Source organism: Roseobacter sp. MED193 (assembly GCF_000152965.1).
Lineage (GTDB): Bacteria > Pseudomonadota > Alphaproteobacteria > Rhodobacterales > Rhodobacteraceae > Pseudophaeobacter.
In genome coordinates, this window is record NZ_CH902583.1 from 249,760 (window position 1) to 274,760 (window position 25,001).

27 protein-coding genes and 1 tRNA gene are annotated in these 25,001 nt (G+C 56.3%); 22 read left to right on the top strand and 6 right to left on the bottom strand.

Going from position 1 to position 25,001, the window contains the following annotated elements:
• Nucleotides 1-24: 24 nt before the first annotated feature.
• On the bottom strand, nucleotides 25-1,137 hold the full coding sequence (locus MED193_RS03680; RefSeq protein WP_009808299.1) for a Ppx/GppA phosphatase family protein: 1,113 nt from the start codon (nucleotides 1,135-1,137) through the stop codon (nucleotides 25-27).
• 322 nt (nucleotides 1,138-1,459) lie between these two features.
• Here MED193_RS03680 and MED193_RS03685 point away from each other — a divergent pair, with 322 nt between their 5' ends.
• Genes MED193_RS03685 through MED193_RS03695 form a run of 3 tightly spaced genes read left to right on the top strand, consistent with a single transcriptional unit; the run spans nucleotide 1,460 to nucleotide 3,777 of the window.
• Complete coding sequence (locus tag MED193_RS03685; protein WP_009808300.1) at nucleotides 1,460-1,756, top strand: virulence factor; 297 nt, start codon at nucleotides 1,460-1,462, stop codon at nucleotides 1,754-1,756.
• A gap of 26 nt (nucleotides 1,757-1,782) precedes the next feature.
• The gene (locus MED193_RS03690; RefSeq protein ID WP_039966616.1) at nucleotides 1,783-2,715 is read left to right on the top strand and encodes a methylenetetrahydrofolate reductase; all 933 of its coding nucleotides are present in this window, start codon (nucleotides 1,783-1,785) and stop codon (nucleotides 2,713-2,715) included.
• Nucleotides 2,716-2,718: 3 nt separating this feature from the next.
• A complete protein-coding gene (locus tag MED193_RS03695) occupies nucleotides 2,719-3,777 on the top strand; it encodes a methyltetrahydrofolate cobalamin methyltransferase (RefSeq protein ID WP_039965825.1) in 1,059 nt (352 codons plus the stop codon).
• A gap of 145 nt (nucleotides 3,778-3,922) precedes the next feature.
• On the opposite strand, the gene MED193_RS03700 is transcribed toward MED193_RS03695, so the two are convergent.
• A tRNA-Ser gene (locus MED193_RS03700) sits at nucleotides 3,923-4,012 on the bottom strand.
• A 164-nt stretch (nucleotides 4,013-4,176) separates the two neighbouring features.
• Between MED193_RS03700 and MED193_RS03705 the strand changes: the two genes are divergently transcribed.
• The 7 genes from MED193_RS03705 (at nucleotide 4,177) to MED193_RS03735 (ending at nucleotide 10,502) form a co-directional block, all read left to right on the top strand.
• Nucleotides 4,177-4,986, top strand: a complete 810-nt coding sequence (locus tag MED193_RS03705; protein ID WP_157041263.1) for a DUF2059 domain-containing protein — start codon at nucleotides 4,177-4,179, stop codon at nucleotides 4,984-4,986.
• Between the two features lie 274 nt (nucleotides 4,987-5,260).
• A complete protein-coding gene (locus MED193_RS03710) occupies nucleotides 5,261-5,824 on the top strand; it encodes a 50S ribosomal protein L21 (RefSeq protein ID WP_009808304.1) in 564 nt (187 codons plus the stop codon).
• Between the two features lie 11 nt (nucleotides 5,825-5,835).
• The gene (rpmA, locus tag MED193_RS03715) at nucleotides 5,836-6,105 is read left to right on the top strand and encodes a 50S ribosomal protein L27 (protein ID WP_009808305.1); all 270 of its coding nucleotides are present in this window, start codon (nucleotides 5,836-5,838) and stop codon (nucleotides 6,103-6,105) included.
• Between the two features lie 241 nt (nucleotides 6,106-6,346).
• Complete coding sequence (locus tag MED193_RS03720) at nucleotides 6,347-6,883, top strand: GNAT family N-acetyltransferase (RefSeq protein ID WP_009808306.1); 537 nt, start codon at nucleotides 6,347-6,349, stop codon at nucleotides 6,881-6,883.
• Nucleotides 6,884-7,010: 127 nt separating this feature from the next.
• On the top strand, nucleotides 7,011-8,045 hold the full coding sequence (gene obgE, locus MED193_RS03725) for a GTPase ObgE (RefSeq protein WP_009808307.1): 1,035 nt from the start codon (nucleotides 7,011-7,013) through the stop codon (nucleotides 8,043-8,045).
• Nucleotides 8,033-9,139, top strand: coding sequence for a glutamate 5-kinase (gene proB, locus MED193_RS03730; RefSeq protein WP_009808308.1), 1,107 nt, complete (start codon nucleotides 8,033-8,035; stop codon nucleotides 9,137-9,139). Before obgE ends, proB begins: the two co-directional genes overlap by 13 nt.
• A 97-nt stretch (nucleotides 9,140-9,236) precedes the next feature.
• Nucleotides 9,237-10,502, top strand: coding sequence for a glutamate-5-semialdehyde dehydrogenase (locus tag MED193_RS03735; protein WP_009808309.1), 1,266 nt, complete (start codon nucleotides 9,237-9,239; stop codon nucleotides 10,500-10,502).
• Nucleotides 10,503-10,600: 98 nt separating this feature from the next.
• Here the strand turns inward: MED193_RS03735 and MED193_RS03740 are convergent, their stop codons facing one another.
• Entirely contained in the window at nucleotides 10,601-11,197 is a 597-nt protein-coding gene (locus tag MED193_RS03740) for a histidine phosphotransferase family protein (protein WP_009808310.1), read from the bottom strand.
• Between the two features lie 27 nt (nucleotides 11,198-11,224).
• On the opposite strand from MED193_RS03740, the gene MED193_RS03745 reads away from it, so the two are divergent.
• From MED193_RS03745 to tsf, 5 genes are all read left to right on the top strand, one after another.
• Complete coding sequence (locus MED193_RS03745; RefSeq protein WP_009808311.1) at nucleotides 11,225-11,407, top strand: DUF3553 domain-containing protein; 183 nt, start codon at nucleotides 11,225-11,227, stop codon at nucleotides 11,405-11,407.
• A gap of 107 nt (nucleotides 11,408-11,514) precedes the next feature.
• Entirely contained in the window at nucleotides 11,515-12,276 is a 762-nt protein-coding gene (locus tag MED193_RS03750) for a GNAT family N-acetyltransferase (protein ID WP_009808312.1), read from the top strand.
• Between the two features lie 4 nt (nucleotides 12,277-12,280).
• Nucleotides 12,281-13,108 (top strand): 1-acyl-sn-glycerol-3-phosphate acyltransferase, encoded by an 828-nt coding sequence (locus tag MED193_RS03755; RefSeq protein WP_009808313.1) that lies wholly within the window; start codon nucleotides 12,281-12,283, stop codon nucleotides 13,106-13,108.
• Between the two features lie 157 nt (nucleotides 13,109-13,265).
• Nucleotides 13,266-14,021, top strand: coding sequence for a 30S ribosomal protein S2 (rpsB, locus tag MED193_RS03760; protein ID WP_009808314.1), 756 nt, complete (start codon nucleotides 13,266-13,268; stop codon nucleotides 14,019-14,021).
• A 90-nt stretch (nucleotides 14,022-14,111) separates the two neighbouring features.
• Nucleotides 14,112-14,987: a translation elongation factor Ts gene (gene tsf / locus MED193_RS03765; RefSeq protein ID WP_009808315.1), complete on the top strand. Its 876-nt coding sequence runs from the start codon at nucleotides 14,112-14,114 to the stop codon at nucleotides 14,985-14,987.
• A gap of 643 nt (nucleotides 14,988-15,630) precedes the next feature.
• Here the strand turns inward: tsf and MED193_RS03770 are convergent.
• The 3 genes from MED193_RS03770 to MED193_RS03780 form a co-directional block, all read right to left on the bottom strand.
• On the bottom strand, nucleotides 15,631-16,386 hold the full coding sequence (locus MED193_RS03770) for a LuxR family transcriptional regulator (protein WP_009808316.1): 756 nt from the start codon (nucleotides 16,384-16,386) through the stop codon (nucleotides 15,631-15,633).
• Nucleotides 16,386-16,838, bottom strand: a complete 453-nt coding sequence (aroQ, locus tag MED193_RS03775) for a type II 3-dehydroquinate dehydratase (protein ID WP_039966618.1) — start codon at nucleotides 16,836-16,838, stop codon at nucleotides 16,386-16,388. The genes MED193_RS03770 and aroQ overlap by 1 nt, the downstream gene beginning before the upstream one ends.
• A 164-nt stretch (nucleotides 16,839-17,002) precedes the next feature.
• A complete protein-coding gene (locus tag MED193_RS03780; RefSeq protein ID WP_039965829.1) occupies nucleotides 17,003-17,998 on the bottom strand; it encodes an NADPH:quinone oxidoreductase family protein in 996 nt (331 codons plus the stop codon).
• Between the two features lie 171 nt (nucleotides 17,999-18,169).
• Here MED193_RS03780 and MED193_RS03785 point away from each other — a divergent pair, with 171 nt between their 5' ends.
• The 7 genes from MED193_RS03785 (at nucleotide 18,170) to MED193_RS03815 (ending at nucleotide 24,988) form a co-directional block, all read left to right on the top strand.
• Entirely contained in the window at nucleotides 18,170-19,339 is a 1,170-nt protein-coding gene (locus tag MED193_RS03785; protein WP_009808320.1) for an acyl-CoA dehydrogenase family protein, read from the top strand.
• Between the two features lie 5 nt (nucleotides 19,340-19,344).
• Nucleotides 19,345-20,460, top strand: a complete 1,116-nt coding sequence (locus tag MED193_RS03790) for an acyl-CoA dehydrogenase family protein (protein WP_009808321.1) — start codon at nucleotides 19,345-19,347, stop codon at nucleotides 20,458-20,460.
• A 6-nt stretch (nucleotides 20,461-20,466) separates the two neighbouring features.
• Nucleotides 20,467-21,288: an SDR family NAD(P)-dependent oxidoreductase gene (locus MED193_RS03795; RefSeq protein WP_039965832.1), complete on the top strand. Its 822-nt coding sequence runs from the start codon at nucleotides 20,467-20,469 to the stop codon at nucleotides 21,286-21,288.
• A 44-nt stretch (nucleotides 21,289-21,332) separates the two neighbouring features.
• A complete protein-coding gene (locus MED193_RS03800; RefSeq protein ID WP_009808323.1) occupies nucleotides 21,333-22,328 on the top strand; it encodes a nitronate monooxygenase family protein in 996 nt (331 codons plus the stop codon).
• A gap of 2 nt (nucleotides 22,329-22,330) precedes the next feature.
• Nucleotides 22,331-22,981 (top strand): histidine phosphatase family protein, encoded by a 651-nt coding sequence (locus tag MED193_RS03805; protein WP_009808324.1) that lies wholly within the window; start codon nucleotides 22,331-22,333, stop codon nucleotides 22,979-22,981.
• A gap of 14 nt (nucleotides 22,982-22,995) precedes the next feature.
• The gene (locus tag MED193_RS03810) at nucleotides 22,996-24,024 is read left to right on the top strand and encodes a phosphotransferase family protein (RefSeq protein ID WP_009808325.1); all 1,029 of its coding nucleotides are present in this window, start codon (nucleotides 22,996-22,998) and stop codon (nucleotides 24,022-24,024) included.
• Between the two features lie 199 nt (nucleotides 24,025-24,223).
• Entirely contained in the window at nucleotides 24,224-24,988 is a 765-nt protein-coding gene (locus MED193_RS03815; protein ID WP_009808326.1) for an enoyl-CoA hydratase/isomerase family protein, read from the top strand.
• The last annotated feature ends 13 nt before the right edge of the window (nucleotides 24,989-25,001 follow it).

Here is a 25,001-nt window from a genome sequence, read left to right on the forward strand (position 1 = left end):
GGGCGTGAATTACATTTACCAGCCTCAAAAGGGCCCGTCTTCCAATACGCCGTCCGCGCTCATCTGCGCATAAAGCAGACCTTCGCGTAAACCCCGGTCCGCTACCGACAGGCGGTCCGTTGGCCAGCACCGGAGCAGGGCTTGCAAAATGGCCGAGCCAGACATGATCAGAGCCTGGCGGTCTTCGCCGATACGAGGGTCGCGTCGGCGTCCCTGAGGCCCAAGATCCAAATAGCCTCGGATGACCTTGTCAATCTGGTCGCTGGTCATTCGCAGCCCGTCCACTTTGGTGCGATCGTAGCGCTTTAACCCAAGATGGGAGGCAGCAACAGTGGTCACCGTACCGGAGGTCCCAACAATCTGAAAGCCTTCGCGGGCCTGCTCGTCCTTGTAGGGGGCAAAATCCGCCAGATGTTCTTCAAAATACCAGCTCATCAGGGCAAAGCGAGCGGAATCATCCTCGACGTCGTTGAACTGATCTCGCAGGGTCGCCACCCCAAGAGGGACAGAGATCCAATCCACCACCTTGGCCGATGGGAAAGGGCTGTCTGCGGTGTGGAAACCGGCATGTAGGCGCATGATTGCAGCGGGGCGGTCCCGCCCTGGAACCGAGGATAGGTCAATCCAGACAAGCTCTGTCGAGCCGCCACCAATATCCACCACCAAAAGCTGTTCCGTTTTTATCGACACCAATGGCGCGCAGGAAATTACCGCCAAGCGGGCTTCTTCTTCGGGTTGGATGATTTCGAGGGGCAGGCCGGTTTCGCGCTTGACCTGGCGAATGAACTCGCGCGAGTTTTTTGCGCGCCTGCAGGCCTCTGTAGTGACCAGCCGCATACGCTTGACCCGGTTCCGCTTGAGCTTTTGCTGGCAGATCCGCAAAGCCTGGATCGTGCGCGACATGGACGAACGAGACAGCCGTCCGGTTCGTTCAAGCCCTGTGCCAAGCTGCACAGACTTGGAAAAGCTATCGACCACATGAAAGCCGCTGCCCTTTGGTTGGGCAATCAGCATGCGGCAACTGTTTGTGCCAAGATCCAGAGCCGCATAAAGCGCATCAGAATCCGGACGGGCTGGTACAGGGGTTTCAACCACCTTGGGAAACGCGCCCGCACCTTTGGAACGCCTGGGCGCCATGATTCACGCCCTCCGATTATCGTGTTACCCCTAGACTATGGAGCGAAGCCCGGCAGCGCAAGGGGATCCGGGCGCGATAACCCTAGCATCTCATGTCGCAGCGGTGCGGCGCATTTTAACGCCTGAGGGCGAGGTTGCGACAAACTCATATGTTTGATGAGAATTTTGACACCTTCCTGCTGTGGTCAGCGCCAGGGTGGCTTTGTATTCAAGAGAAAGGAAAAACGTCGCTCAAAACCCAAGTGGTGTCGAAATCCGGCGTACTCCGTCAAACGGGACGCTCTAGAAACAAAAAATATCAGACGTCTCAGGAGAACAGGCTATGGTGGATGTTACGATCGTATACTGGCGCGATATCCCCGCGCAGGTCATTGTTGGCAAAGGCCGCCGTGGTTCAAAACGCCAATTGGAAGAACGGTTTGAACAGGCCATCGACCGGGCGGCAATGAAGGTCAACGCCAAAGACAGCGACGCCTACCTGGCAGAATGGCGCAAGGCTGCGCCCTATGTCCTGGAAGGCGAGTCTGCCGAAGTTGCCGAATCTGAGGCCAAACGTCTGGAAGCGGAGTACGATCAGGACCGTCTGAAAGCCCTGATCGCAAATGACGGATGGGCGTGAGCCTGACACCACTATGGGAGGCCGTGATGGCTTTGTTGAACTTCAAAAAACGCGACTCTGGCGCCGACCAGCCCGTCACCCCCGAGATGGAGGCCTTTCTGAAGGGGTATTCCATCGAAGTGATGCCGCGCACCGCGGCCAAGGTTGAGGACTTTCGTGCCCTGCTGCCCGCCGGAACCCGCGTCTACATCGCCCATATCGATGGCACGCCCATCGAGGACATGGTTGCGACGGCAAAACGCATTGCAGATGAGGGCTTTGATGTCATGCCGCATTTCCCGGCGCGCATCATCCAGGATGAGGCCACATTGGGCGATTGGATTGCCCGCTACCAGGGCGAAGCCGGGGTCAAACAGGCGCTGTTGCTGGCCGGTGGGGTTGCCGAGCCCAAAGGCGATTTCCACTCTTCGATGCAGCTGTTGGAAACCGGTCTGTTTGACAAGGCTGGCTTTACCAACCTGAACGTTGCCGGCCACCCGGAGCCCAACCTGGATATTGATCCCAAGGGCGGGCGTGCCAACACCTATGCTGCGCTGGACTGGAAACAGGAATTCTCCAAGCGCACAGACGCTGAAATGGCCTTGGCGACCCAATTCTGCTTTGAAGCGCAGCCCGTGATTGACTGGGTCAACGAGCTGAGCGAACGCGGCATGAACCTGCCTGTTCATATCGGCATCGCCGGGCCTGCCAAGCTTCAGACAATGATCAAATTCGCCATTGCTTGCGGCGTTGGCCCCTCGCTGAAAGTGCTGCAAAAGCGCGCCAAAGACGTGACCAAACTGCTGCTGCCGCATGAGCCAAATGAAATTCTGGCGGATCTCGCAGCCCACAAGGCCGCTAACCCGGATTTCAACATCACCAAAGTCCATTTTTTCCCACTTGGCGGTATCAAGACCAATGCCACCTGGGCCATCAACAACGGCGGCGCATCCGCGCAGCCCGTCAACCCCCAAGGATAAACAATGACCCGTACGGTTATAGAATCAAAAACAAAAACCGCTGTAATGGGCTTTGATGAGCCCTTCTGCGTCATCGGCGAGCGGATCAACCCCACCGGGCGCAAAAAATTGGCAGCGGAACTGGAAGCCGGCGATTTCTCCACTGTTGAAAAGGATGCGGTGGCGCAGGTTCTGGCGGGTGCTACTGTTCTCGATATCAATGCGGGTGTTGTTTACAATTCAAATCCTAACCCCAATGAGACCGAGCCGCCGCTGATGCGGAAGATCATTGAACTGGTTCAAGGGCTTGTGGACGTGCCTTTGTGTATCGACTCCTCAGTGCCTGGTGCGCTGGAGGCCGGACTTGAGGTCTGTGAGGGCCGCCCGCTGCTGAACTCTGTCACCGGTGAAGAAGAACGCCTGGAAGAGATCCTGCCGCTGGTTAAGAAATACAACGTGCCGGTTGTGGCGATCTCCAACGACGACACCGGGATTTCCGAAGACCCTGATGTGCGTTTTGAAGTGGCCAAAAAGATCGTTCAGCGCGCCGCTGACTTTGGCATTCCTGCCCATGACATCGTGGTGGATCCGTTGGTGATGCCCGTGGGGGCCATGGGAACAGCTGGCCTGCAGGTTTTTGCCTTGGTGCGTCGTCTGCGTGAAGAGCTGGGCGTAAACACCACTTGTGGTGCGTCTAACATCTCTTTTGGTCTGCCCAACCGCCACGGTATCAACAACGCCTTCCTGCCGATGGCCATGGGGGCTGGCATGACCTCTGCGATCATGAACCCGGTCGGTCTGCCTGTGACACAAAAGGCGCTGGCGGCTAAAAAGGAAGAAGTTGCAGCAGCCGGTATCATCTTGCCCGAGGGCATGGATGATGAAACCTTTGTGACAATGTTTGGACTTGGGTCGATGAAACCGCGTGCTGGAAAAGAAATGGAAGCCATCCGCGCTGCCAACTTCCTGACCAACAATGACCCCCACGGTGGTGAATGGATCAAGTTCAACAAAGCTCCCGCCAAAGAAGGTGAAGAGGGCCGCGGTCGCGGTGGGCGCGGTGGGCGTCGCCGTCGGGGCTAAGCAGCGCTGCGAGAGTTACAGAAATCTGAGAAAGACCGGCATTCGCCCGGTCTTTTTTACTTGGTTGAAAGCGTCGAAAACAGCAGGAATCCCACGCGGCCCTGAACTGCGTTGATTAGTATTAAGGTATTAGGCGGGAGTATAGTGGCGGAGAGACAGGGATTCGAACCCTGGGAACCCGTGAAGGCTCAACGGTTTTCGAGACCGCCCCGTTCGACCACTCCGGCACCTCTCCGCGGGGGTCTGGTGGAGGAGCGTTTAAGGCTGAACGCCCCGTAGCGCAAGAGGGATTTTCAACTTCTTTTGAGAATGACATTTTTTCATTGTTTCGTCGGAGTTTTGGCCTAGATTTCTAGTATGATACAGTTTTCAAAACGCATTTCTCATCTGGCGGGGGCCATGTTTGCTCTTGGTTTTCTTGCGCTTCATATGATCACTCCGGCTGAGGCCGCGGATCGTGGCAAAGTGGCGGCCTTTCTGGAGGTCACTGGATTTGATGTGGCTCTGGATAGTATTGCGCTCTCTGCGGGGGACGCACCAGATATGCTCGGGCTCTCTGCCGGGGACTTTGGCGCCGAGTGGACACGCCTGTCTGAGGCGGTATTTGATCAGAAGAAGATGCGTGACCTGGCGCTGGATATCCTGACTGAGACGCTGGAAGAGGAGGCCTTGAGCCACGCAGCCGCCTTTTACGCCAGTGATCTGGGTCAGCGGCTGGTTCTGGCAGAAAATGCCGCTCATTTGGTTGAGGAAGGCGACACCAAGCAGATTGCCGGTGAACGGATCATTGCGGATCTGGTCAAATCCGGCAGCAAGCGTATTGCCCTATATCACCGGATGGGCAGGGCAATTGATGCGGCCGGGTCTGGGCTTCGGTCCATTCAGCAGATTCAGTTTCGCTTTCTGATGGCCGCCAGCGCCGCAGGCATCATTGAACTACAGCTGGATGCTGAGGGGTTGCGTGCGTTACAACGCGATCAGGAAGCAGAGATGCGCATGGCGCTGAGGGCCGCCAATCTGGCGGGGTCAGCCTATACCTATCAAGACTTTAGTGAGGATGAGATCGAGGCCTATGTTGAGGCCTTGGAGGCACCCTTGATGCAACAGGTCTATGAACTGTTGAACGCAGTTCAATTCGAAATCACGGCCAATCGGTTTGAAGCGCTCGCCTACCGGATGAAAGAACTGGGGCAGGGCGAAGACATCTAGTCTCCGAACCGGGGGCTATCGTCGCTAATCCAGTCTCCAAAGCTCTGGGCTTTGCCTAAAAGGTCTCGTTAGATTGGCAGCATGATCATAGTGGGTTGACAGCGGGGGCTCGTTTCGGGCAAATGCGCCATCCCGGCTCGGATTCTCTGTGCCGGGTTCATTTTGTAATACGGCCCCCAACCGGGGCGCGCTGTTCGAGGTGGTCAGATTTTGATATCTGACCGAAACGCCCATACGGGGACCAAAGGACGCGGTTGATAAAGGAAACACGCATATGTTTGCGGTCCTCAAGACTGGCGGCAAGCAGTACAAAGTTCAGGCGGGTGATATCCTCCGCATTGAAAAATTGGCTGCTGATGCTGGCGAAACAATCCAGTTCGACGAAATCCTGATGCTCGGTGGCGACGCCCCCGTGGTTGGTGCTCCTTTGGTAGATGGCGCTGCTGTTAAGGCAGAAGTGATCGATCAGATCAAAGGCGAAAAGCTTATTCACTTCGTGAAGCGTCGTCGTAAGCACTCTTCCAAGCGTACCAAGGGCCACCGTCAGAAGCTGACCCTGATCAAGATCACTGAGATCCTTGCATCTGGTGCAACCAAAGCAGCTCCAAAAGCCGCCGCCAAAGCCGCCCCTAAGGCCGCTCCGGCAGCAGCGGCCGGTGCAGATGATCTCACTCAGTTGACCGGTGTTGGCCCTGCCGCCGCCAAAAAGCTGAATGACGCTGGTCTGACAAGCTTTGCCCAGATCGCAGCCTTGTCGGATGACGACATTGCTGGTATTGACGCGGTCAAAGTGAAACCCGAGTGGGTTGCACAGGCCAAAGATCTGGCTAAAGGCTAAGGAGAGACAGAATGGCACATAAAAAAGCTGGTGGTTCCTCCCGTAACGGCCGCGACTCAGCGGGTCGCCGCCTCGGCGTGAAACTCTATGGTGGCCAAGCGGCTATCTCGGGCAACATCATCATTCGTCAGCGCGGGACCAAATTTTGGCCGGGCGAGGGCGTAGGTCTGGGCAAAGATCACACGATCTATGCTGTGACTGATGGTGCTGTCACCTTCCACAAGGGCCTCAAGGGCCGCACCTTTGTATCGGTTCTCCCAGTGGCGGAGGCCGCTGAGTAAACCGAACCCACAAGGTTTTGAACAATGAGGGGATCGGCAACAGCCGGTCCCCTTTTTCTATTTGGTGCAGATGCGCCTGGTATTTTTTCTGTATTGGCTTCTCTAACCAATGCTGGCCACCCTGTTGATGGGCTTTGGAGGTTGCACAGGCTTTTAGCCAAGCCCTGCAAGCGCCAGAGCATGGGATCTGCCTAGTGGAGGTGCCTTTGTTTTCGATTTCTTTGCGAAAAGGAGCAGAGATATGAGCTTGGATAATGTGAAGGATCAGCAGGTTATTGAGACCAGCCGGTTTGTACTGCGTCCGCTTCGGGATTCCGACAGCGGGTTGATTGCCCAGTTTATGGGGGATGAGCGGGTTGCTCGCATGATTCCGAGTATTCCACACCCGATGCCTCCTGGGGCGGTAGAGGCCTATGTCTCCCGCGCGACGGATGCGTCAGGGGATGAGGAGATCTGGGCCATTGATGGCGCTCAGGCTGGCAGTGCAGAGCTGAAGGGTATTATCAGCCTCAAACAGATGGACCGGGATCAGTCTGAAGTAAGCCTATGGATCGCGCCGCTGTTTTGGAACACCGGCCTCGCCTCTGAGGCGCTGGAGGCCCTGGTAAGCGCGAACCCATTGGGCAATGCCACGATGTTTGCCTCGGTGTTTCAGGATAACCCGGCCTCGGCACGGGTGTTGACACACTGTGGTTTTGATTACCTAGGCGATGCTGAAAGCTTCTGCGTTAGCCGCAATGCAAATGTGCCGACCTGGACCTACAGCCGAAAACTGTGATTGGCGCGGCCAGCGCTTTCAGGTAAGGCACATCTCAACCATGTGACGCGTCCCGGGAGGGGCGTGTTCACCCCATTCGTATTTCCGCGCAGCGTCCTTTTGGGGGCCGTGCAGCTAAGGAGCCACCATGAAATTCCTCGATCTGGCAAAGGTCTACGTCCGCTCTGGTGGCGGTGGTAATGGCTGTGTGAGCTTTCGCCGTGAGAAATACATCGAATATGGCGGCCCCGATGGCGGCGACGGCGGCAAGGGCGGCTCGGTCTGGGCCGAGGCCGTGGATGGGTTGAACACACTGATTGATTTTCGCTATCAGCAGCACTTCTTTGCTCAAAACGGCCAATCCGGTATGGGGCGGCAGCGTACAGGCAAAGACGGCGAGGAAATCATTCTACGGGTCCCCGTAGGCACCGAGATTCTCGACGAGGACCAGGAAACCGTGCTGGCAGATATGACCGAGATTGGTCAGCGGGTGCAATTGGCCAAGGGCGGCAATGGCGGCTTTGGCAACCTCCACTTCAAATCCTCCACCAACCAGGCGCCGCGGCGGGCAAATCCTGGCCAGGAAGGGGTCGAGCGCACAATCTGGCTGCGCCTGAAGCTCATCGCAGATTCCGGCCTGCTGGGGCTGCCCAATGCGGGAAAATCCACCTTTCTCGCTTCCAGTTCTAATGCGCGGCCTAAAATTGCCGACTATCCTTTCACCACACTTCACCCGAACCTCGGCGTGGTTGGTATTGATAACACTGAATTTGTTATGGCGGACATCCCCGGTTTGATTGCCGGCGCTCATGAAGGCAAAGGCATTGGTGATCGCTTTCTTGGTCACGTTGAACGTTGCGCGGTGCTGCTGCATCTGGTGGATGGCACCTCGGAGGATGTGGCTGGCGATTACCAGACCATCATTGATGAGCTTGAAGCCTATGGCGGAGAGCTGGCCAATAAGCCGCGTATCACTGCGCTAAACAAGGTCGATGCCCTGGATGATGAAGAGCGCGCTGAGGCGCGGGCTGCGCTGGAGGCTGCTGCTGGTGAAACGGTGCTGATGTTGTCCGGTGTGAGCCGCGAGGGGCTGAACGAAGTCCTGCGCGCGGTGCGTGCTGAAATCGACGATGACCGCATCCGGCAGAAACCCGTCGAGGAGCAAGAACCTTGGCGGCCCTGATCAACGCCAAACGCATCGTTGTAAAAATCGGCTCAGCCTTGCTAGTGGATCGCACCAGCGGGCAGCTGCGCTCTGGCTGGCTGCATTCGCTGGCCAACGATGTGGCTTGGCTAAAATCCCAGGGCAAAGATGTTATTCTGGTTTCGTCCGGCTCGATCGCGCTGGGGCGCGAAGTTCTCGGTCTGCCCCGCAGCGATTTGCCCTTGGAGAAATCCCAGGCCGCCGCCGCTGTCGGTCAGATTCGCCTGGCCCGCGCATATGAGGAAGCGCTTGCGCCCCATACTATCACCACCGCGCAGGTGCTGGTGACACTTGAGGATAGCGCCGATCGGCGTCGTTACCTGAATGCCCGCGCCACGCTTGAAACCCTGATTGGGCTTGGCGCGGTGCCCATCGTCAATGAAAACGACACCATTGCCACCGATGAAATCCGGTATGGCGATAACGACCGCTTGGCGGCACAGGTTGCTGTGACTGTTGGCGCAGATGCGCTGGTTCTTCTATCTGATGTGGATGGCTTTTATACTGCCAATCCGGCGTTGGATCCCGACGCCAAACGCTACGACACAATTGACGCAATCACACCCGAGATCGAAGCCATGGCCGGGGATGGTGTGTCTGGGCTGTCAAAGGGGGGCATGATCACAAAAGTTCTGGCGGCCAAGATGGCGACAGCCGCAGGTTGTGCTATGGTGATCACTGAAGGGTCGCCCTTGAACCCCTTGAAAACACTTATGGATGGTGCGGCTTGCACTTGGTTCACTGCACAGGACGATCCACAGGTCGCCCGTAAACGTTGGATCGCGGCGATGAAGCCGCGTGGGATCATTACTGTTGATGCTGGGGCCGAAGGTGCCCTGGCAAATGGAAAAAGCCTACTGCCCGCAGGGGTCAGTCATGTGGAGGGTGACTTTGGCCGGGGGGACCCCCTGGCCATCCAGGGCCCGGCGGGGCGCAAACTGGGGCAGGGCTTGTCGCGCTATACCGGCGACGAGGCCCGTGCCATTCAGGGGCGCCAATCTGCTGAGATTGAAGCGACGCTGGGATACCCTGGCAGGGCCGCTTTGATCCACCGGGACGATATGGCGCTCTGATCCTACGACTTTGGGGTGGAACACCGGCTGTTGCTTCCGTTACCTTGGTTGCAACTTGCGGCACCAGCCTCGATCAGAAAAGGCTTAGACGAGACCCATGAAAGATATTGATAACATTCCCGCCCTGATGGCGGAGCTTGGCATGCGCGCAAAGCGGGCGGCCCAAATTCTGGCGACAGCCAGCGCTAAGCGCAAACACGCGGCCCTGATTGGTGCCGCTGAGGCGGTCTGGACCCGACGCGCGGAAATTATTGCTGCAAATGCCAAAGATCTGGAGTTTGGCACCTCCAAAGGTCTGTCGCCTGCAATGATGGACCGGCTGATGCTGGATGAGATCCGCATTCAGGGGATTGTTGACGGGCTGCGTGCGGTGGCAGAGCAGGCAGATCCCGTAGGCGAAATCCTTGACCAATGGGAGCAGCCCTCTGGCCTTATGATCCAAAGGGTAAGAACGCCTCTGGGCGTGATCGGCGTCATCTACGAGAGCCGCCCAAATGTAACGGCGGATGCCGGGGCACTATGCCTGAAGTCTGGTAATGCGGTGATCCTGCGCGGTGGGTCTGAGAGTTTTCACTCCAGTCAGGTCATCCATTCCTGCCTGACGGAGGGCCTGCGCGGCGCCAACCTGCCTGAGGATGCCGTACAGTTGGTGCCAACACGCGATCGGGCTGCGGTGCAGGAGTTGCTCACCATGACCGACTATGTCGATGTCATTGTTCCACGCGGTGGCAAGGGGCTGGTGGGGCTGGTTCAACGGGAAGCACGGGTACCTGTCTTTGCCCATCTCGAGGGCATCGTGCACATCTACCTGGATAAGTCCGCTGACCCCAAAAAGGCGCTTGAGGTGGTGCTGAACGCAAAAACCCGCAGGACCGGCATCTGCGGGGCTGCTGAATGTCTGCTAATCCATCGCGATATCGTTGACACCATTGGCCGCGATGTGCTGACGGCCTTGGCAGCCGCCGGGGTAGAGATCCACGCTGCTGGTGGGCTGGTTGGCCCCGAAGAGATGACCGCTGCCAATGACGATGACTGGGGTAAAGAGTTCCTCGATAAGGTGATTGCCGCAAAGCCCGTTGCAGATATCGACGATGCAATCGCTCATATTCGCAAATATCACTCGCAGCATACTGATTGCATTATCACCGAGGATGAAAGCGCTGTGGAGCAGTTCTTTGCTGAGTTAGACAGTGCGATCTTGATGCATAACGCCTCAACCCAATTTGCCGATGGCGGCGAATTTGGCATGGGAGCAGAGATCGGCATTGCGACCGGGAAGATGCACGCCCGTGGACCAGTTGGCGCAGCGCAGTTGACAAGTTTCAAGTACTTGGTACGCGGCGACGGCACAGTCCGGGCGTAGTGTGCTGGTGGGCAGAGATAGAAAGACTAAAACCCCAATCCATGGACTGGGGTTTTAGTTCGACGGATGGACCGCCCAAGCATCTAGAAGCAGTTGGTCTAAAACCAGACGGTGACTTTTTCTTCGCTATGATCAAAGGACACCTGGCGCTCGGCTTCCTGCGCCGCAACGGCCAGCATGGCGAATTGCACCTGAGCCGGTGTTAGGGTCGCGCTTGTATCGCTTGTGTCGACATGACCCCACAGAGGGGCTTCGATGGAGATCTTGCGACCTTCTCCAACCACAGTCCATTTGCCATCGGTGCAGGATACCGAGATTAATCCGCCATAGGGCAGGGCCGTTTCCAGGCAGAGGGCGGCCAGAAACGCCATGCGAACCTCACTGCGACTACAGCCCTCAGCCAGGTTCCATTGGTATTTCAAACGCCCAGCCTTACCGATGTCATCCAGTACCGAGACGATCTCGGCCCGGCCCATCTGCTGATCACCGGCCGCACCAAAGGCAATACGGAAAAAACGGATACGGGCATTGGCGTTAAGTACGCTGTCGGAGATCAATTCAAGCTCAGGACCTGCCATCGCTCCGGACATCGCCAAGAGCTCCAATCCGTTGTTGATGGCGCCGACCGGGCTGATCAAATCGTGACAAATTCTGGACCCTATCAAAGCGGCCAAATTGGCGGTATCTACGGCCATATCATTCCTCCGAATTGGGCCCACCACATGATCGACCTCAATGCTTTTCTCGCCCCCGGCATGCGCGTTAAACACCCGGATTATCCTGATTGGGGACCAGGTGAAGTCCAATCCAACGCAGGTGGCAAAATTACTGTCAATTTCCCAGACCAGGGAAAACTGGTCTTCGACGGGGCGCGTGTCCCCTTGATTCTAGTGCATGAGGCTTAACGGTTTATGAATGGTTAAGGAACCCCGGAGCATTTTACGAAAACCTTGCCTATTGTGCCCCCTGCGGTCTATCAGCGCCGCAAACGGAATTACGAAGGCTCAGGTATATGGCTGACAGCCCAACAGAATTCACAGTCTCCTTGGCCCGAGACGAAGCAGACCTACGGGACGCGCAGGCGCTTCGCTATCAGGTCTTTGTGGAGGAAATGGGGGCCGATGGTGCGCTGGTTGATCATCAGCAAGGTCTGGAGACAGACCGGTTTGATGCTTTCTGTGATCATATGATCATCCGAGAGACCGCCCAGGGGCGCGCTATTGGCATCTACCGACTGATGCGCAGCGATCAGGCGCAACAGGCGGGCGGATTCTATTCTGAAGATGAATACGACCTGGGACCGCTGCTCTCCTCAAAGCGGCGATTGTTGGAGTTGGGCCGGTCCTGCCTGCACCCGGATTTTCGCGGAGGCAAGGCCCTGTTCTACCTGTGGTCAGGCCTCAATGACTATGTGGCAGAGCATGATATCGAAGTCCTGTTTGGCACCGCTAGTTTTGCAGGGACAGAGCTGCAGAGTCTCGCGGGGCCTTTGACGGTGCTCCATCAGGACTATCTTGCCCCTGAAGCTCTGCGCTGCCGATCGCGGCGCTATCAGGCCATGGATCTGGTGCCCCCCAGCGCCGTGGATCGTAAGCGCGCCATGGTCGAATGCCCTGCTTTGATTAAGGCCTATCTGCGCCTTGGCGGCACAGTTGGGGATGGGGCTTTTGTCGATCATGAGTTCAATACCACGGATGTGATGATGATCCTGGACACGGCGCGGATGACAACACGACAAAAGCGCTTTTATAGCACGACAAAGGCGCGGGGCTAACGGGATGTCAGAGACCTGGAATGAGGGCGAGCCGCCCGAGCCGCTGCGGATCAGCGCGCTTGGCTGGTTGTTAATCCTGCTGCGGGCCAGCCTTCTGGGCGCTGTGGTGTTTGGTGGGCTGCTGGTTTTGCTGTTGGTCCGTCTGGTCGAACGGCCCTTTTGCGGGCTGCATCGGCCCGCGACACCCTTTATTACGCAGTTTGTCTGCCGCAATGCCTTCCGCATCCTGGGGATTGGGTTTCGTGCACATGGCCGCCTGATGCAGCACCGCGGTGCCGTGGTGGCAAATCATACCTCCTGGCTGGATATCTTTGCGCTGAATGCCAAGAAACGCATCTATTTTGTGTCCAAGGCCGAGGTGGCCGCGTGGCCTGGCATCGGCTGGCTGGCGCGCGCCACGGGGACCGTTTTCATCGAACGCAATCGCGCCCGCGCCAAAGAACAGACTGAACTGTTCGAAGCGCGCCTAATGGCCGGACATAAGTTGCTATTCTTTCCCGAAGGCACCTCTACCGATGGGTTGCGGGTTTTACCCTTCAAAACAACGCTTTTTGCGGCCTTCTTTGGCGATCATCTAAGGGATATTTGCTGGATCCAGCCAGTGTCTGTGGTGTTTCATGCCCCCAAAGGAGCGGAAGAGCGGTTTTATGGATGGTGGGGAGATATGGAGTTTGGTCCGCATCTGCTAAAAACCCTTGCCTCATTGCGCCAGGGGCAGGTGGAGCTGACCTATCACGCGCCGCTCAAGGTGAGTGATTTTCCCAGTCGTAAGGCCTTGGCGGCAGAATGTGAGCGACTGGTCCGGCTGGGCCATGTGGAGATGCGCAAATAACGCTTGCAGCCAGTGCATTCCTAGCCTATACGCGCGCCATCAAACCCGCAGGTGGGGTTTGGCCTGTCTGGGGGAGAAATCCCCAAATCGGCCGCCGGTTGGAGCAAATGCTCTGAACCCCCACCGAGGACTGAAACCGGAAACAAGGAATATTTGCATGGCTCTTCCCGAGTTCACCATGCGCCAGCTGCTGGAAGCAGGCGTTCACTTTGGTCACCAGACACAGCGCTGGAACCCACGTATGGCACCCTATATCTATGGTGCGCGTAACGGCATCCACATCATGGACCTCACTCAGACCGTTCCAATGCTGGATCAGTCTTTGCAGATCGTGCGTGACACCGTTGCCAAGGGCGGCCGCATTCTGTTTGTAGGCACCAAGCGTCAGGCCGCGGGCCCCATCGCCGAAGCCGCTGAGAAATCCGCTCAGTACTTCATGAACCACCGCTGGCTGGGTGGCACCTTGACCAACTGGAAAACCGTTTCCCAGTCGATCAAACGCCTGAACGAAATCAACGAGAAGCTCGAAGGTGGCGCTGAAGGCCTCACCAAGAAAGAGCGTCTGGGCATGGAACGTGACCAGCAGAAGCTCCAGGCCTCCCTGGGCGGTATCGCTGAAATGGGCGGTGTTCCTGACCTGCTCTTCGTCATCGACGTGAAAAAAGAAGCGCTGGCCATCGCCGAAGCCAAAAAGCTGGGTATCCCAGTTGTGGCTGTTGTCGATACCAACTGCTCCCCCGATGGCGTTGACTTTGTGATCCCAGGCAACGATGACGCATCTCGCGCCATCTCCCTGTACTGTGACCTGGTGGCACGTGCTGCTCTGGACGGTATGTCCGCTCAGCTGGGCGCTGCCGGTGTTGATCTGGGTGCTCTGGAAGAAGCGCCTGTAGAAGAAGCTGTTGCTGAATAAGCACCCAGCCTCACTACTTGTCACAGATTTGACATGCGGGGCAGGGTATCACCTGCCCCAATTCCGTTTTGATTTGAGGAGAGCCTAAAGATGGCAATCACAGCTGCACTCGTTAAAGAACTGCGCGACTCCACCGGCGCCGGCATGATGGACGCCAAAAAAGCGTTGACCGAAACCAATGGCGACATGGAAGCCGCCGTTGATTGGCTGCGCACCAAAGGTCTGGCCAAAGCCGCCAAAAAATCCGGTCGTACCGCAGCAGAAGGCCTGGTGGCCGTTGTTGTTGAAGGCGGCAAAGGTGTTGCGGTTGAAGTGAACTCCGAGACCGACTTTGTTGGCAAAAACGCCGAATTCCAGGAAATGGTTGGCGGTATCGCCAAGGCGGCCCTAGGTGTTTCCGATGTCGATGCGCTGAAAGCTGCTGACATGGGTGGCAAGACCGTCGAAGCCGTGATCACCGACAAGATCGCCACCATTGGTGAGAACATGTCGGTACGTCGCATGGCCGCGCTGGAAGGCGAGACCGTGATCTCTTATGTCCACAATGCCGCAACTGCTGGCATGGGCAAGATCGGTGTTCTGGTTGCAATGACTGGTGGCGACGAAGCTTTCGGCAAGCAGGTTGCAATGCACATTGCAGCTGTAAACCCTGCGGCTCTTTCTGAGGCCGACATGGACGCTGCGGTTGTTGAGAAAGAAAAGCAGGTTCAGATGGATATCGCGCGCGAATCCGGCAAGCCTGAAGCTGTCATCGAAAAGATGATCGTCGGTCGCATGAAGAAATTCGTTGCCGAAGCTACCCTGCTGAACCAAGCCTTTGTTGTGAACCCTGACCTGACCGTTGAGGCCGCAGCAAAAGAAGCCGGCGCTACTGTCACTGGTTTTGTGCGTCTGGAAGTTGGCGAAGGCATCGAAGTTGAAAAAGAAGACTTCGCAGCTGAAGTCGCAAAAGCGGCTCAGGGCTAAGCTTTTTCAATACCAACGAAGATTTTGGGGCTGGCGGATGACCGTCGGCCCCTTTTTGCTTCGCCACGGTCATTTTCTCTGCCTTGCTTGCAAAACCTATGCGTTCGGTTCTTGGCCCGCAGAACCGCACTGCTGAACTTTGCTTTGACCTCATAGCCGCGATTGGTGGCCCAATGCACAATTTCACCGGCTTGTGAGGGAAGACCTATCGTAGCCGTTGAGCCAATGCAGAAGAGAACATAGAATTTGGGATTGACCTGAGCGATAGAAGACCAACTGTCGACAGCTATCTGAAGGACGTGAGGAGGGACCGTGGGAATTGCCAGATATGGTGGTCTGAGAGGCCCCATTGATGGGGATGGATGGGGCCCCTCTTTAACACGGTACTGGTGCGGAAAAATACACACCAGCAACCGAACGGGTCCGAGAGCCTTGATATCGCAAGGATCGTTCCCCGAAGTTCCTAGGCTAAAGCCACCACTCACGGAACTTGTGTATTCTGCCCCAAATGTCCGCGTGAGTGTAGTAGTGTTTTCCTTACCCGAATAGCGAAAACTGACCTAGAGGAAGTTACACCCTGAGGGAGATCTGCCCAGCGAGAGGGGGGGGCAGAGTAGAGCTATAGCGGTTCATGCAAAGTACATTAGTTTTCAAGAACATACATTTGATTTTGCAAGGCAGCCTTCAGAACGGCCTGGGCCGTTGTTTCAACCGACAGTGAGGAACGGGCCAAGCGCAGATGCTTTTCGATTGTCGCAGGGGTCAACCCCATGAGCAGGGCAATATCCTGAGTCGTCTTGCCGTCGCCGACCCATTCTAAGGCCTCGCGCTGTCTGTTCGTGAGACTGCGATTCGGGGGATCATAGGGAAGAGTGAGGATTTTGAGATGGACCATGTTGTTCATCAAGATGATGTCTTCACCATGTTCTTGCCACATGCCATCCAGGTCGGCTTGGGTACTTCCAGATCGCCCGGCTAAAGATATTGCGCCCTTGTAGCGTTTCGAAGCTGAGAAAAAGCTGATCGTATAGCCCGCGTTGAGCTGCATACGCTCGTTAAACTCGATAACCTGCTTTGACCCTGGGCTAAGTTGACCCTCTTCGAGCATTTCTCGGATCTTCTTCCAACTGCAGGCCCCTTCATTTTCAAGTGCCCACAGCACCATTGGTGCCTGTCGATAGAGCCCCTGATGCAGAAACCCCGAGATGTATTTTTGGTCATGGTTGGTCAGTATGACAAAATCGTCAGGGTCCCCCAAAGACGTCTCGGTCTTAAACCGGGTATAGCCATAGATCAGGCGGTCAAAACCATACTCTGCCATCTTCATCACATGAGTATGCCAAAGCTCTTCCAGGCTTTTGGCTCCAGAAACAAAGTGAAGATATTCGAGTATTGTCATTAGGTTACATCGCTCGGTTGAGTCAGTTTTTGCACCAAGGCATCGATGGCCATCAGATATCCCTGTCTGCCAAAGCCGCAGATTTGGCCGATCGCAGCCCGCGCGATATAGGACTGATGGCGAAAGCTCTCGCGCGCGTGAATATTGGAAAGGTGAACCTCAACGGTTGGGATTTCAACCGAGTAGATCGCATCCATCAGCGCAATGGAGGTATGGGTAAAGGCCCCGGCATTCAGAACGATCCCACCATGCCGGCCTCGGGCACCGTGGATGGCATCTATCAAAGCACCTTCATGGTTCGACTGGAGGCACTGTACCTGGAACCCCGATTTTTGGGCATGTTTGGCGCAGCTGTCTTCCAACATATCAAGCGTGCCGGACCCGTAAACTTCGGGCTGTCGGGTCCCCAGTAGATTAAGATTTGGACCGTTCAGTATCAATAAGCTGTGCATCATATATCCCCCAGTTACAGGTTTAAGCTGAAATGAAGACCTTGCACAGAGAAAGCGAAACCTGGCCCTGCGGATTTGCACCGACTATGTTGCTAATATCGCACGTAAAAAGACGGTCGGCCAGAAACAAGCCGCCCGTCTTGGTTGGTTCAGTGGGGTGCCCACTAGCTATTGATCAGAATGACTTTTCCCATAACACGCCTGTCCTGCATCATTTCCAGCGCCAGGGATGCATCGGTCATTGGCAAAACCTCACAGATCTGCGGTTTGATCTTGCCGGCGCCATAAAGCGCCTGCAGCTCTGCCATGTTCTCCGCATGGCCTTTGGGGTCGCGAAACACCGACGCGCCCCAGAACACGCCGCGGATATCACACCCTTTTAGCAATGGCAGATTCAGCGGGATCTCAGGAATGCCGGCAGGGAATCCGACAACCAGATAGCGCCCTAACCAGGCCATGGCCCGCAGCGCCGGTTCTGCATACATTCCCCCCACAGCGTCATAGACGACATCGACTCCAGATTTGCCGGATAGTTCCTTGATATTTTTAGAAAATTCCTTTTGGTCCTCCTTGCTCATATCGCGGTTATAAACCAGTGTCTCGTCAGCGCCGATCTCAGCACAAAAGGCGGCTTTTTCAGCAGTGGAGACAGCTGCAATTACTTTTGCTCCCATGGATTTTCCGAGCTCAATCGCCGCTGCGCCAACGCCACCGGCAGCCCCCAGGATCAACAGGGTTTCCCCGGGTTTGAGCTGAGCCCTGTCTTTCAGAGCGTGGTAGGAAGTTCCATAAGTGAACACAAACCCAGCGGCATCCTCAAACGGCATTTCCTTGGGGAATCTCACAGCCTGGTTGGCTGCGACACAAATCTGGGTTGCAAAGCCGCCGTGGCCTGTTAGCGCCAGAACCCGGTCGCCGATCTCATAACCGCTCACCCCCTCACCAAGGGCTATCACAACACCTGAAATCTCTCCGCCGGGTGCAAAGGGGCGGGGGGGCTTCATTTGGTATAGGTCGCGAATAATCAACGTATCTGGGAAGTTTACACCCGCCGCGCGGATTTCGACCAATAGCTCTCCCTTGCCAGGAGTGAGGTCCGGTTGCTCGCTCCAGACCAGCGTTTCTGGCCCACCGGGGGTGGTGCTTAACATTGATTTCATTGTTTTCGCCCTTCTAGGTCGCGCGACGGCAACCTGATGTTTCCTAAAATTACGTAAAGTCTTCTGCTGCTCAGCCGCGTTGTCAATGGCATAGCGAAATGTAATTCTACATTGTGAAACCGCCATAGCCACGGGAGGCTCTGGATGGCGGGGGTGAGGAGAAGCAAGGTTATGGGTGAAGTTGACGCGGGGCGCGATTACGCTGAGTTTCGGCGGGAAGTACGTGATTGGCTGGAGGCAAACTGTCCGCCAGAAATGCGTGATGGCGCTGCAGGAGAGGATTCAATTTGCTGGGGAGGGACCAGTTGGACCTTTACCTGTGCGGCACAGAAAACTTGGTTAGATCGCTGTGTTGAACGTGGATTTACCGTGCCCACATGGCCAAGAGCCTATGGGGGCGCAGGGCTTAGCCGCGATGAAGACAAGATCCTAAAAGAGGAGATGCAGGCCATTGGCGCACGCTCACCTCTGGATAGCTTTGGTATCTGGATGTTGGGGCCGGCGTTGCTGAAGTTTGGCAGCGAGGAACAGAAACTTCACTTTCTGCCCCCAATCGCCCGTGGCGAAATTCGTTGGTGCCAGGGCTACTCGGAACCTGGCGCAGGATCTGACCTGGCGGGCGTGCAGACCCATGCGGCGGATCAGGGAGATACCTGGCTGGTCAACGGACAGAAAATCTGGACCTCTTATGCGGATCGCGCCGATTGGATCTTTGCGCTTCTGAGAACCGATCGTGAGGCCAAGAAACACCTCGGGATTTCTTTTGTTTTGATGGACATGCGCAGCCCTGGCATTACCACCCGCCCCATCCAGTTGATCTCTGGGGCATCGCCTTTTTGTGAGACCTTTTTTGAAAATGTCGAGGTGCCAAAGACTCAGGTGGTCGGCACCATCAATCGCGGCTGGGACGTCGCAAAATACCTTCTCACCCATGAGCGGGAGATGATCAGCAATGGCGGCAATGTCATGGGATCGGGCCGCGCGTTGGGGGCCGTCCTGTCTGACTCTGACACCGGCCAAAGTGACCCGGTCCTGCGCGGCGACGCTATGCGGGCCGAGGTGGATAGCCTGGCCTTGGAAATGACGCTGGAACGTTACAAAGATCAAGCCGAAGGCGGTCAGGGCGTAGGCGATGCCTCTGCCATGCTGAAATACATGGGCACCGAGCTAAACAAACAGCGTTTGGAATTGATCATGGCCGCTGATGGGGCGGATGGCCTGACCTGGGGCGAGAGCGCAGCCTCCTCTTGGTTGCGGACCAAAGCCAACTCCATTGAGGGCGGGACCTCCGAAGTGATGCTCTCGATTATCAGCCGTCGCATTTTGAACCTTCCAGGATAAGAACCATGGCAAAACTCATTCAAACAGAGGAAGAAACCCTCTTGTCAGAGGCGGCCCGTGGGTTCCTCTCCAAATTCGCACCTGTGTCTCGCCTGCGCGAGATGCGTGACGCGGGAGAATGCAATGACCCAGAGTTGTGGCAGGAAATGGCCGCTGCCGGCTGGGCTGGCGTGCTGGTGCCCGAGGCAGCGGAGGGCTCTGATATGGGCCATGCTGCAGCACATGTACTTGCCCGCGAGATGGGGCGGAACCTGACCGTTAGCCCGTTCCTCAGCACTGCAGTGATGGCTGCAACGCTGCTGCGCCAGTTCCGGGATGAAACGAGCATGGGAAAGCTGAAACAGATCGCATCCGGCGCCTTGACCTATGCCATGGCCATAGACGAGAGCGCCAAGCATTCACCAGAGCGGGTCGAGCTTATCGCAGAGAAGCGCGGAAATGGTTATGTCATAAACGGTAAAAAGCGCTTTGTTGTAGATGGTTGCGAGGCAGACCGCATTCTTGTTCTTGCCAAGAGCAATGACGGCCTGTGCCTGTTTGATCTTCCCAATAAATCCAAAGGGATCAGCCAGGAGCCTTTGGCAATGATCGACAGCCGGGATGCGGCAGACATGGTCTTTGATGATGTGGAGGTCTCAGGCGAAGCCTTGCTGGGCGAGGTCGGGGCTGGCTATGCGCTGTTAAAACCCGCGCTTGAGGCCGGGCAGGCCGCGCTGGCGGCAGAAACTACCGGGCTGGCAGAGGCAGCCTTTGACCTCACCACGGACTACCTGAAAGAGCGTAAGCAATTTGGCATTACCATTGGTAGCTTTCAGGCCCTGCAGCATCGTGCGGCGCATCTATGGTGCGAGATCGAACTCACTCAGTCAGCCGTCCTAAATGCAGGTCGTATTCTGGATGAGAGCCCAGACCAGGCGACGCTTGCGGTTTCCGTCGCCAAGGCCCGCGCGACAGATACAGCGCAAAAATCGGTGCAAGAAGGGGTGCAAATGCACGGCGGCATTGGCATGACTGATGCTTTTGATATGGGGTTTTACATGAAACGCGCCCGGGTCGCGGCCGAATGGCTGGGGGATTATGGCTATCATGCGGGGCAGGTTGCCCAGTTGCGCGGGTTTTAGGGAGAGATACCGATGCAGGACTTATTTACACTCAACGGCAAGACTGCCCTGATCACAGGCGGCGCCACGGGCATCGGTCGCATGGCAGCGGAAGCCATGGTCCGGGCAGGCGCACGGGTCTTGATCGCGTCCCGCAAAGGCCACGCCTGTGAGGCCGTGGCGGCAGAGCTCAACGCGCTCGATGCGCCAGGTGCGGCGGAAGGATTTTCAGGTGATGTAGGCACAGAAGCAGGAATAGAGGCCCTGGTGGAGGAGGTTAAATCCCGAACCCAACAGCTTGATATCCTTATGAATAACTCTGGTATCACTTGGGGTGCCGAGCTGAAGGACTTCCCTCATCAGGCCTGGGAAAAGGTGATGAATGTTAATGTCACCGGTGTCTTTGATCTGACCCGGCGGCTGCTGCCGATGCTGATCCAAAGTGGTGAACTGGGTGATCCCGCACGGGTCATCAATGTCGGCTCTGTCATGGGGGAAATCCCGATGGGGGATGGGGCCTATAGCTATGCGGCCTCCAAGGCGGCAGTGATCCATATGTCCAAAATTCTCGCCAAGGAACTTGCGCATAAACATGTTACCGTGAACGCCCTGGCCCCTGGTCCTTTTGTTTCCAAGATGACGGCCTTTGCCACTGGAGATGAAGAAAAGCGGGCGAAGGTTGGCAAAGATGTGCCCCTTGGCCGGGTGGGCTGCTATGAGGATATTGCGGGGTCGGTTTTGTTTCTCAGCGGTAAAGGTGGCGCCTATGTCACCGGATCCGTTGTGCCGATATCTGGCGGAATCAATGTGATGTCTGGCCACAATATTTTTGCCAGTGCGCTGGAATAACTTGGTCAAGCTTGACCTTATAAGATACTGAAATAGGATCTAAAATGACCTCAAATCATGATCATTTGCCAAAGGTGTTGCAAGGCCTGCGCATCCCGTTGATCGGCTCGCCCTTGTTCATTATCTCGGTGCCTGAACTGGTTATCGCCCAGTGTAAGGCTGGGATTGTCGGGTCCTTTCCGGCCCTTAATGCGCGCGAAGGCGAGGGGGATCCTATCCTTCTGGAGGCCTGGCTCAAACAGATCACCGAAGAACTGGATCGCCATAATCAGGAGAACCCGGATCAACCGGCCGCGCCCTTTGCGGTGAACCAGATCGTCCACCGTTCCAATGGTCGGCTGGAGCGCGATCTGGAGATCTGCAATCGCTGGAATGTCCCGATCTGGATCACTTCGCTTGGCGCGCGGCCAGAGGTCAACGAAGCCGCTCATTCCTGTGGTGGAATAGTACTGCACGACGTGATCAACAATACCTTTGCCAAAAAGGCGATTGACAAGGGGGCAGACGGTTTGATCGCCGTGGCCGCTGGAGCTGGTGGCCACGCTGGCCAGCAGTCACCCTTTGCTTTGATCCGCGAAATTCGCAGTTGGTTTGATGGGCCTTTGGCATTGTCTGGTGCAATTGCCAGCGGCGAGGCGCTTTTGGCTGCGCGTGCTCTGGGGGCAGATTTTGGCTATGCGGGCTCTCCGTTTATTGCCACCCACGAGGCCAACGCCCAGCAAGACTATAAGCAGATGATCGTTGAGAGCGGCGCCGATGATATCGTCTATTCTTCATTGTTCACGGGCGTTTCTGGGAACTACTTGAAAAAGTCTATCATCAAGGCCGGCCTGGACCCTGACAATCTCGAGAGTGCAGATTCATCTTCGATGAACTTTGGCAGCGGTTCCTCCAAGCCCAAAGCCTGGAAAGAGATCTGGGGCTCTGGCCAGGGCATTGGCGATGTCAAATCCATCTGTTCCGCCGGAGAACTGGTCGACCGCATTGCAACCGAATATCAGGCCGCGGGCACGAAATTGGCCAGCGAGTTTGACAACTAAAAATGGCAGAACTGCTGATCGTTCGCCATGGCCAGGCCTCCTTTGGGGCCGACAACTATGATGAGCTGAGCGACCTGGGGCGGCAACAATCGCGCGCCCTGGGGGAAACCCTGCGTGGCCTTGACTGGGTCCCGGATCGGATGATTACCGGCAGCCTGATGCGGCAAAAGCAAACCCTGGAGGAAATGGGGTTTGCAGGCTCTGGTGAGGTGCATGACGGATGGAATGAGTATGATTTTCACGATCTTCTTCACAGCCGCTATGGGGGACAGGCGCCCAGTGATGTCATCACCGACCGAAAAACCCATTTTCGGGCGTTGAAGGAAACCCTGGCTGAATGGCAGCTAGGTGGTATTTCTCAGGCGCGTGAAAGCTGGGATCAATTTTGCAATCGTGTGGAGCAGGCGCGCCTTTCGGCCATATCAACCGAGGCTGAGCGCGTCTTGGTTGTCAGTTCCGGCGGCGCCATCGCCCGACTGGTTGCCGCCAGTCTCGCCATGCCAAATGATCAGATGATCGCCTTGAACCTACAGATCAAGAACACGTCGACCAGCCGGTTTGTGTTCTCAAAAGAGAAGTTTTTTCTCCACGAATTCAATTCTGTGCCGCATTTTCATAATCTCGAGCGTGCGGCTCTTATGACCTATAGCTGAGGGGAGCAGAAGATATGAGCACAAAGACCCAGACCCTGGATCAAGAGGCCGTTGGCGCCTATCTTCGCGGGCGGCTACCTGGATTTGACGGCGGTTTTGAGGTGGTTAAATTCGAGACCGGGCAGTCAAATCCTACCTTTATGCTCAAAACCTCCCAAGGGAACTATGTGCTGCGGCGTAAACCTCCGGGGGTTTTGCTGAAATCCGCACATGCAGTGGACAGGGAGTTCCGGGTGCAACAGGCCCTGGCAGACACCGAGGTTCCGGTGGCTAAGATGCATTTGCTGTGCGAAGATGATGATGTAATTGGCTCTGCCTTCTATGTGATGGATCACGTACCGGGACGCAATATCACCGATCCGCGCATGCAGGATCTGGACCCGGAGACCCGCACTGGTGTGATTGATGAAATGAGCCGGGTGCTGTCAGAGCTGCATCAGGTCGATATCGAGGCCGTGGGCCTGTCGGATTATGGCCCTCCGGGAAACTACTTTGAGCGCCAATTGGCCCGTTGGACCAAACAGTATCGTGCCTCAGAAACCGAAACGATCCCCGAGATGAACGAGTTGATCCAAGCTCTTGAAACTGCAATGCCAAAAGACGACGGGCAGCGTGGACTGGTGCATGGGGACTACCGGATCGACAATATGATTTTTGCCTCCGATAGCCCCATGTGCAAAGCGGTTCTGGACTGGGAGCTGTCCACCATTGGCCATCCATACGCGGATCTTGCCGGGGTGATTATGCAGTGGCAAATGCCCCCAGGCGCAGAGGGGCGCGGGCTTGCCGGTGTTGATCGTGCGGCGCTTGGGTTGCCATCTGATCAGGCTTTTATCGACAGCTACTGCCAACGCAGAGGATTGCACGGAATTGATGATTTTGGCTTCTACCTGTCGTTTAGCTTTTTCCGCATGGGAGGCATCTTGCAGGGCGTTTTGAAACGGGCACTGGATGGAAACGCGTCAAACCCAGAACGCGCCGTGAAACTTGGAGGGTTTGTCTCACTGTTTGCGCGCAGCGGTTTGGATGCGCTGAAAAAGTGAGCCCTAAGGGGGGGCGGGTTATTTGTGAAGGCAGCCCAGGCCTGCATATGGTTGGGAGCCCCAGGCAAATCAGGTTTTTCATGCCCTTATGCGTGGTTCTACGTAGTTTTTTGCTCTCGACCAAGACGCCCGGTAATGCGCAATATGTCAGCAAAGCCTTCGGCAACAGAAGGCAGTTTCTGAGCGAAGGAGAGCCTGGATGGCACAAAGCGACACCCTTAGCACACGGGATCTTGGGGATGGGATTGTTGAGTTGCAATTGGGGCGGGGCCCAGTCAATGCGCTAAGTGCCGACTTCCTAATGGATTTTGCAAATTTGATCACTCGACTGGGGGCTGATGACGCGGTTCGGGCCATCATTTTGACCAGTCCTTTCAAGGTGTTTTCAGCCGGTCTTGACCTCAAAGAGGCGCAGGGTTTCGATCTTGATCAGCAAAAGGCCATTGTGCGTGGGCTGAACGAAGGTTTTCTGGCTCTCTATGCCTGCCCCAAACCTGTGGTTGCCTCTGTGGCGGGGGCCGCGATAGCTGGCGGTTTATTCTTTGTGCTGGCAAGTGATCGCCGCGTTGCCATGTCAAAATCTTCCTTTGGCCTTGCGGAAGTCCGTGTTGGCGCGGATTTCCCGGTCGGGCCGCTTGAAATCGCCAAGGCGACGCTGGATTCAAATACTCAGCGTCGATTGATGTTGACGGGCCAGCCTATTGGCCCCATCGCGGCGCGCAATTTTGGGTTCATTGATATCGTCGCAGAGGACCGGGAGGATCTGGTTGCTTACTCTCTGTCGGAGGCGCGCAAGTTAGCTGAGCTGCCGGCAATGGCCTACGCCTCTATCAAGCAGCAGCTCAGGGGAGAGACAATCGCCAAGATTCAGGCGGCAATAGCGGACGGTGGCAATGCGCCAGAGGGTGGCTGGTTCAACATTGAGACCCGAGAGGCCATGCAGCGGATGTTGAATCAGGGCTAGCCTGGGAGCGGGC